Source organism: Amaricoccus macauensis (assembly GCF_049800915.1).
GTDB classification, from domain to species: Bacteria; Pseudomonadota; Alphaproteobacteria; order Rhodobacterales; family Rhodobacteraceae; genus Amaricoccus; species Amaricoccus macauensis_A.
Genome location: NZ_JBNAFY010000019.1, coordinates 1 through 2,038, shown reverse-complemented (window position 1 = coordinate 2,038; position 2,038 = coordinate 1). Strand labels below are relative to the sequence as shown.

Sequence of the window (2,038 nt, the reverse complement as noted above, 5' to 3'; positions counted from 1 at the left end):
TGCGACCCGCAGGCGCCTTGGCAGAAGGGATCAGTCGAAAACCTCAATGGACGGGTGCGGCGTGACCTGCCCCGCGACACCCAACTGACGTCGATCTCAAATCGCTCCATGAAGGCGATTTGCGATCGCCTCAATGCTACCCCCCGGAAGTGCCTCGGATACAGAACGCCCTCGGAAGCGTTTCGCGAAGAACTGAGGCGGCTATGATTTTCAGGCGATGTCGCAACCAGACTGGAACTTTCACTACAAAGTTAGAATGTCCCAAATCTGCAAAGTAGAAATGGCACACTTCCCCTGTTTTGCAACCGGATCGGGGTGTGGCTGTGGGATGGATCGAGATGAGCGCGCGGGAGCTGAACCGGATCGAAGTTCTGAGCCAGGTCGTTCAGGGTCGGATGACGGTTGTGACGGCGGCGACGGTATTGGAACTGAGCCGCAGGCAGGTTCAGCGGTTGCTGAAGACGTTTCGCTCCGAAGGCGCTGCGGCGATCCGCCACAAGGCGCGTGGGCGCCGGTCGAACAACCGGATCGATCCTGCGGTCCGTGATCTCGCGCTTGCGCTGGTCCGGGAGCGCTATGCGGATTTCGGCCCGACGCTGGCGGCCGAGAAGCTTGCGGAAGACTGCGGCCTGAAGGTCTCGCGCGAGACGCTGCGCAAATGGATGACCGAGGATGGACTTTGGCTGTCGCGCAAGCAGCGCCGGACGTTTCATCAGCCGCGCCTGCGCCGGGAATGTTTTGGGAGAGTTGATCCAGATCGACGGATCCGATCATCGCTGGTTTGAAGACCGTGCGCCGCCCTGCACGCTTCTGGTCTTCATCGATGACGCGACCAGCCGGCTCATGCATCTGGAATTCGTGACGTCTGAAAGCACGATCAGCTATTTCGGTGCGCTGGAGAGGTATCTGTTGGCCCATGGCCGCCCGGTCGCCTTCTACAGCGACAAGCACACGGTGTTCCGGGTGGCCAACCAGGCGGCGAAGTCCGGGCATGGGATGACCCAGTTCGGTCGAGCTCTGAACGATCTCAATATTGAGATCCTGTGCGCCAACAGCTCCCAGGCCAAGGGCCGGGTCGAACGCGCCAACCGCATGTTGCAGGACCGTCTGGTCAAGGAGCTCCGGCTTGCCGGCATCTCGGACATGGCAGCGGCCAATGCTTTCCTGCCCGGCTTCATCGCGCGCGCCAACGCCAGGTTCGCCAAGACGCCGCGGCGCCCGGACAACCTGCACCGGTCGCTGAATGTGGAGCCGGACCGATTGCGGGACATTCTCTGTTGCCGCGATGAGCGCCATGTCAGCCAGCAACTGGCCTTCTCCTATGAACGCAAACGGATCATTCTGCAGGAAAACGAGATCACGCGGGATCTGGGCGGAAAATACATCGACACCTACGCGTTCCCCGACGGCCGATTGGAGTTTCGCTGGAAGGGCGTGTCGCTGCCCTACTCCGTCTTCGACAAGGACCAGCGCGTCACCCATGCGGCGATCACCGGGAACAAGCGCCTCGGCGCGGTCCTGGAATACATCAAGGCAGAGCAGGACAAGGCGCCCCCCAAGACGCGACGCGCGGGCAAGCAGCGCACCACGTATGAGCCGACGGGCCGGACATCGCCGGGACGACCGAGCATCGTCAACGCCCGCCACGCCCGAAAATGCGCCGAGCAGGAGGCCCGCGCAGCCTGCAAGGGCTCCGATACATGAGGTCTCCGCCCGGGCAGGCTGCGCTCCCCGAAAATCCCAGGCATGGCATTCCTACTTTGCACAATCCGCGACACTTCAACTTGGTTGCAACATTTGTAAGCTGTTGAAACTTCGTAGAATAATTCGCTCTACCTCATCGAGCGTCACCGTGTCCAACTGCCTGGCGTAGAACTTGGTCGTCTGGGTCTTATGCCGATATCGGCATAAGACGCATAATGCCGCGTTTTGGATTATGCCGCGCGGACAGCGGAATGCCTTGATCCGTCAGGGGTGCCCGCGCGACAAGGCGGCATAGTCAGATGCCAGAGCGGCCATTCGTGGGCCGCGCGGCGAA

At 61.3% G+C, this 2,038-nt stretch carries 1 protein-coding gene and 1 pseudogene; both read left to right on the top strand.

What is annotated here, in order from left to right:
* Positions 1–207 (top strand): transposase (locus ACP15W_RS21090; protein ID WP_424934819.1); only part of this gene is annotated, 207 nt, incomplete at its 5' end.
* Positions 208–323: 116 nt separating this feature from the next.
* Positions 324–1,704 (top strand): annotated as a pseudogene (locus ACP15W_RS21085) (ISNCY family transposase).
* The last annotated feature ends 334 nt before the right edge of the window (positions 1,705–2,038 follow it).